The sequence below is a fragment of the Bradyrhizobium acaciae genome (assembly GCF_020889785.1).
In the GTDB taxonomy this organism is placed as follows: domain Bacteria; phylum Pseudomonadota; class Alphaproteobacteria; order Rhizobiales; family Xanthobacteraceae; genus Bradyrhizobium; species Bradyrhizobium acaciae.
In genome coordinates this window covers 1-5404 of record NZ_JACMYK010000246.1, presented here as the reverse complement: position 1 = coordinate 5404, position 5404 = coordinate 1, and the positions used below count along the sequence as shown (strand labels likewise).

Genomic DNA, 5404 nt, shown 5'->3' with positions numbered 1-5404 from the left:
CCACGGCACGGCGCAGCGCCAGCCACGTCGCATCCGCGAGACCCGCGCTCTCGGCAACGCCCGCGCGGCTGCTGCGCGACAGGCTGAGTCCGACGAGGTCGAGCAGCACGCCGAATAGTCGGGCATTGTCTGCGTCCGAGGCGCGGAGCGCCGACGAATTCAGGACCTGCGCGGTCTCGGCGATGAGGTGACCGACGAACGGATCATCCGACACCCGCGCCGGTGCCATCTCCGGCGCCGACGGCAGCCGTTCATCCAGTGCCTCGGCCGGCACCCAGAAGGAGGCGACCTGCAGCGCGGGGCCGCGGTCGTGCAGCAGCGAGAAGCGCTGCCCGCTGTCGAAGATTCCGACCTGTCCCGGCGACAAGCTGATCTCGCGCCCGGCCTGCCGGATGCGGCAGCGGCCGGCGAGCTTGAGATTAAGGTAGTAGCAGCGCCGGCCGGACGCGGCGATGTCGGCGGCCGAGCGCCGCACGACGTGTTCCGGGAAGCTGACCCGGTTGACCGCACCGTCCCCCAGCCCGACGGTCTCGACCCGGGCGAGGAAGCCTGGCGTCGCCGGCGGCTCCGGCGTCAGGTTCATGAACGCCCGGCAGATCGCCTCGCGATAATAGGCGAACTGCTCGCCCGGCCTGGTGTCCGCGGTATTCCAGCTCAGCCTGAGCGAGCGATCCGCGGCGGCGATTTGCATCAGTTCACTCCGAGTCCAATCCGGTTCGGTTACAGCCAAGCGCGTTCCGCGGGCCCAGGTCAATATCCATCAGGAATTGCTTGAAACTTGCGCGTATCCCGGGCCGCCCGGATGTCGCGGCCGATCTGATCAAACCACACAGGGAGGTACAACATGTCGACCTATGTTCTCGTCCATGGCGCCTGGCATACCGGCGCCGAGTTTGAACCGGTTGCGGCCATCATCCGGAAGGCCGGCCATGTCGTTCATACGCCGACCATCAAGGGCAACCGGCCCGGCGACAGGAAGGACTCCGGCCTCGCCGAAGCCATCCAGTCAATCGTGGACTATCTCGCCGAGCATGACCTCAAGGACGTCGTGCTGGTCGGCCACAGCTATGGCGGCATGGTCATCACGGGCGTTGCGGACGCCGCCGCCAATCGCATCCGCCGGCTGGTCTACTGGAACGCCTTCGTGCCGAACAACGGCGAATGCCTCAACGACATGGTGCCGCCGCACTATGTCGGCCTGTTCGACGCGATCCATGCCCAGCGCGGCGATGGCTCGGTGGTGCTGCCGTTCCCGATCTGGCGCGAGGCCTTCATCAACGACGCCGATCTCGAGCTCGCGCAGCGCGCCTATGACGTGCTCAATCCGCACCCGCTGAAGACCTTCCAGGACAAGATCGCACTGCGCACCAATCCGGCCGAGATGCCGGTCGCGAAATCCTACGTCAACTGCACGGAGGATACCGCGATGCCGCACAGCCTGCCCTGGCATCCGCGGCTGTCGGAGAAGCTCGGGCTGTTCCGCCTGGTCCAGGTGCCGGGCAGCCACGAGCTGTGCTTCTCCAATCCCGCACGCCTGGCACAGGCCTTCCTCGACGCCGGCCGCGACTAGCTCTTCCGCGACGGCGGCTAGGCCACAGCCTTGTACACGGGCGCAGTGGCGAGAAAGCGCGCATAGGCATCCGCGTCCGGCGGCGTGAACTTTTCGACGAGCGGGTTGCGGCGCGACGCCTTGGTGCCGATGTCCGCCAACAGCTCGTCGAAATGCTTGAAGTGGTAGGGCGCGACGCACAGCCCGCCATAGACGCCGGCCGCCGGACGTTCGACGCGCTTGAAGTTCAGCATCATCGCGATGTTGTCGTGCATCTCGGCAGCAGTCGGCTGCCGCGCGAGCTGGCCGTCGGCATAACGCACCAGCCAGTTGGCGGCGAGATCGGCGCACAGCACGGTGCAGAAGCTCGAATTGAAGCCGACAAAGCCCATATCCGGCAGATCGGGATTGGCGATCAGCCGGTACAGCCGGTACTGCCCGTCGGGCTCGACCAGCTTCTTCTGATACTCCTCGCGGAGAAACGGCACACCGAGCTTGTAGCCGATCGCGAGCACCGCGACGTCGGCCGCGACACGCTGGCCGCCGCTCATGACGATGGTCTTGCCGTCATAATGATCGAACGTGCCGAGCACTGCCTTGATCCGGCCGTCGGCCACCATCGGATAGAAGCCGGGGGTTGCGATCGGCACCGAGCAGTTGACGCCGTCCTCGATCCGCTCCTTCGGCACCATGCCGCACTGCTTCAGCTTGAGCTGCATCTTCAGCATGCTCTCGAGCCCGCGCCAGTTCGCCCAGACGAACGGCTTGGCAACGACATGCGCGAGGCGGGCCATCGGCCCGATGCCCCAGCTCGCAAACATCTGCTCCTGCGCGCGGATGTAGAGGATGCGTTTGAAGTTGACGAGGCCGCCGATGAAATAGGGAATCCGCCACACCGGCTCGCGAAACACGATGGTGACTTCGCTGGCGCCGGAGTTGACTGCGTTCACCGCGATGTCGGTCGCCGATTTGGAGCCGCCGAGCACGACGACCTTGCGTCCCTTGGCGAGATCAGGATCGCCATATTGCGACGAGTGCAGGATCTGGCCGCCCTGTGCCTTGAAGTCGTCCTCGCCGGGAAGCGGCAGCGACTGCGGCTCGTTGAATTGCCCGGTGCAGACCGCAACGAAGTCGAAATCCTCCTGTCCCGCGGCTCCGTCGGTCGAGCGCAGCGCAAGCGTCCAGCCCGGTCTGCCGTCGGCGCGGCGTTTCATGCCCTCCACCCTGGTGTCGAACCGCATCGCACTGTCGAGCCCATGGCTGCGCGCATAGTCGCGCAGATAAGCATGGACCTGCGGCCCCTTCGGCCATTCCGGATAGGCCTCCGGCATCGCCTTGTCGGTGTAGCGATAGAGCTCCTTCGGGCTCTGGGTCTGCACGTCGGGATAGGACCGCGCCGGCTCCCAGACCCCGCCGAGATCGCCGCTACGCTCGATGATGGTCACCTTGTGGCCGCGACCGGCAAAGGCCTTGCCCGCGGCGAGCCCGGAAATGCCGGCGCCGATGACGCACACATGCTTCTGCTTGATCATGAAACCGCTCCGCAATGAATGAACAGATCCAATTTCCTCAGCGCACGCGTCCCCGTCATCGCCGGAGCCAGCTCCGGCGATTGTCGCCCCGCATGCGTATTGTCTGTTGGCCGGTTAGTCGTTGGCTTCCGGCGGCAGGAAATCCACCTCGTGCTCGGCGGAAATCCGGACCACCTCGGCGGGGTCCTGCAGATTGTGCAGCTTCTCGAACAGCGCTTCGAGCTTCGCCATGGGCGATACCCAGAACAGCGCCCGCGCCGGCTTGTCGGACTTGTTGAAATAGCCGTGTGGAATTCCGCGCGGCATGCGCACGAGGTCACCGGCCTTGGCCTGCACCCAGACGCCGTCGAGCTTGAGGTCGAGCACGCCTTCCTGCACCAGGATGAACTCGTCCTGGGTCGGGTGGATGTGCACCGGTACGAACTGGCCGGGGTCGCTGTTGGTCTCGAACGCGAAGGTCGAGTCGGTGACCGCCTTCGGATAATAGACCTGGCCAAGGATATTCCAGGTCTTGCCGCCGTAGCCGGTGCCGGATCGGGTAATGCCTTTCTCGAGCGTGCCCATGTCAGCCTCTCCAGTTTTGATGTGCATTGCGGACACGGAGCCTGTCGCCAGCCGGTGGGGCTGTCTAGCCGATAAACGAATCCTCGCCCGGCACGTTCATGCTGCAATGCGGGAGCGCCTTCTGCCCAAGACCATCGCATCCGCCTGCGCGTCGATCAGGCAGTTTGCGCGACGAAACAGCGTTCCCCTTTTGCGGCGAATGGACTAGGCTGGCCGATATTTTAGACCTCAAACAACTCGGACGGCCGGCATGACTGCTGTTGGCAACGAGGTTTCGACAAGGACGAATCCTGCAAGGGCAAATCCTGCCAGGGAAAATCCTGCAAAGGCGAGGCTGAAGGATTTCGCGCGCGTCGCGACCGCGCGCGTCGACGACGCGGCCGAAGCGATCGGCCGCATCTTCTGTCCGCACGATCTGACGCCGGTCGATCATTCCGAACGCGATTTCTCCGCCCACCACAATTGCGCAGACTTCGACGGCTTCTCCGTCAACTATGTCGCCTATGGCGGATCGGTCGCGATCAATCCCGGCTGCCTCGACCGGTTCTTCCTGTTGCAGATGCCGCTGTCCGGCTCGGCCTCGGTGCGGACCGCCGCACGCGAGCTGACCACCGGGCCGCAACACTGTGCCTCGTTGCTGTCGCCGACGATTCCGACCGAGATGACCTGGCGCGGCGGCTGCGCCCAGCTCATTGTGCTGCTCGACCGCAAGCTGGTCGAGCATCGCGCCGCAGCGCTTGGCGGCGTGGCGGTGCAGCCGGTCGAATTCGATCCGGCCGTAGAACTGAGCGGGCCGCTCGGGCAGGCGCTCTCGGCCAGGATCGAGCATCTCGTGACGACGGCCGAGCTGCTCGGGCCACACAAAACCTTGTCCGCGGTGGCGGCGGCCGATTGGCGCGAACAGTTTCTCAATGTCCTGCTCAACGACCAGCGGCATAGCCTGAGTTCTGCGATCGATGTCTTCAACGGCCGTGCCGAGGCCCAGCCGGCAACATTGAAGCGCGTACGCGCCTATCTGGAGACCCGCGCGACCGAGCCGCTGGATCTCACCGAGCTTGCGGAGATCGCAGGTACCGGCGTCCGCGCGCTGCAACTCGGCTTCCGCCGTCACTTCGGCACCACCGTCTCCGAGATGCTGCTCGACATCCGCCTCGCCCATCTCAACGCCCGTCTGAAGACGGCGCGGCCGGGCGAACGCATCGTCGATATTGCATTCGACCTCGGCTTTACCCATCTGAGCCGGATGGCGAGCGCCTACCGCGCCAAGTTCGGCGAAAGCCCGAAAGCGACCCTGCAGCGGCTGAGCTGAGCGTCGGTTCCGAGCGACGGGGCCCGCCCCTGCCCATCCGGCCAGTTTCGCGGCCAGCCGCATCATCCCAGATTGAGGGAAGCCAACGGAGTTTCCCATGACCGAACCGAACATCCTTTCGTCGCTGTCATCAGCCCTCTCGGAGACCATCGCGCGCGCTGCGCCCGCGATTGTTTCCGTGCATTCGCATCGCGCGCGCGCATCCGGCTTTGTCTGGAAGGCCGGCCTCATCGTCACCGCCGACGAGGCGCTCGCCGACGAGGGCGAGATCGAAATCCAGTTCGCCGACGGCAGCCGCAGGCCGGCAACCGTCGTCGGACGCGACCACACCACCGACATCGCTTTGCTGCGGGTCGAGAGCGATGTTGCCCCCGCCAAGCTCTCGACCGCGGCCCCTGCGCTGGGGTCGCTTGCGGTGATCGTCGCGGCCGACCGCGGCGCGCCGAGCGC

At 65.6% G+C, this 5404-nt stretch carries 6 protein-coding genes; 3 read left to right on the top strand and 3 right to left on the bottom strand.

The features are described from left to right. The coding region (locus H8A92_RS39415) for a cupin domain-containing protein (RefSeq protein WP_420831433.1) at positions 1-694 on the bottom strand (694 nt) is incomplete at its 3' end. A gap of 150 nt (positions 695-844) precedes the next feature. Between H8A92_RS39415 and H8A92_RS39410 the strand changes: the two genes are divergently transcribed. Further along, entirely contained in the window at positions 845-1570 is a 726-nt protein-coding gene (locus H8A92_RS39410) for an alpha/beta hydrolase (protein ID WP_229200650.1), read from the top strand. Between the two features lie 17 nt (positions 1571-1587). Here the strand turns inward: H8A92_RS39410 and H8A92_RS39405 are convergent, their stop codons facing one another. Together H8A92_RS39405 and H8A92_RS39400 are read right to left on the bottom strand one after the other, a co-directional pair. Then, on the bottom strand, positions 1588-3081 hold the full coding sequence (locus tag H8A92_RS39405; protein ID WP_229200649.1) for a flavin-containing monooxygenase: 1494 nt from the start codon (positions 3079-3081) through the stop codon (positions 1588-1590). A gap of 114 nt (positions 3082-3195) precedes the next feature. Next, on the bottom strand, positions 3196-3645 hold the full coding sequence (locus H8A92_RS39400; protein WP_229200648.1) for a cupin domain-containing protein: 450 nt from the start codon (positions 3643-3645) through the stop codon (positions 3196-3198). A gap of 250 nt (positions 3646-3895) precedes the next feature. On the opposite strand from H8A92_RS39400, the gene H8A92_RS39395 reads away from it, so the two are divergent. Next, positions 3896-4954, top strand: coding sequence for an AraC family transcriptional regulator (locus H8A92_RS39395; protein ID WP_229200647.1), 1059 nt, complete (start codon positions 3896-3898; stop codon positions 4952-4954). A gap of 97 nt (positions 4955-5051) precedes the next feature. Beyond that, positions 5052-5404, top strand: a 353-nt coding sequence (locus H8A92_RS39390) for a S1 family peptidase (RefSeq protein WP_229200646.1), incomplete at its 3' end; no start/stop codon positions are given.